At 54.7% G+C, this 634-nt stretch carries 1 protein-coding gene; it reads right to left on the minus strand.

Annotation, left to right across the window (positions count from 1 at the left end; genetic code table 11):
* On the minus strand, positions 1-634 hold a 634-nt coding region (locus CDH50_RS15050), incomplete at both ends, for an FG-GAP-like repeat-containing protein (protein ID WP_198513519.1).

Below are 634 nucleotides of genomic sequence, written 5' to 3' on the forward strand. Positions count from 1 at the left end.
CACCACCCATCGGTACCTTCAAAAGAGGGTATATCGGTCTTTTGAAATTTACCCTTTTCATTGCTGAACACCGTTATGGGCATCCACTCGCCAACTACCATGAGGTCCCTGCTGCCATCGCCGTCATGGTCCGATAGCAATATATCGTTCACCATCCCAATCCCCGAGAAACCGGGGGCCACCCTATCGGTAACATCCACAAACCCTCCATTGGCGTTCTCCAGTATGTACGATCTTGGCGCCAACGGGTACTTGCCCGGTAATACCCTGCCGCCAACGAACAGGTCAAGGTCGCCGTCGCCGTCATAATCAAACGATGCCACGGACTTGGTGCTGCCAAGCATCCTTGGAAGCTTGGCCGACCTGGCAAAATTGCCCTTGCCATCGTTGATGTACAGCCTATCCTGCAATAGCGCATCGCCCTCCTTAAGCTCGTAGCCACCGCTGGCCACGTAAAGGTCAAGGTCCCCATCGCCATCGGCATCAAAAAAATGGGCGCCGTTGTCCTCATGGGACTTGTCCCTTTCAAATACCGGCTGGGCCTGCTTGTTGAACTTGCCCCCCTTATCCTGAAGGTAAAGTTCCGCTGGTTGGCCAAGCGCACCGCCCAGGTAAACATCCTCAAGCCCATCCC

Source organism: Confluentibacter lentus (assembly GCF_002806995.1).
GTDB lineage: Bacteria > Bacteroidota > Bacteroidia > Flavobacteriales > Flavobacteriaceae > Confluentibacter > Confluentibacter lentus.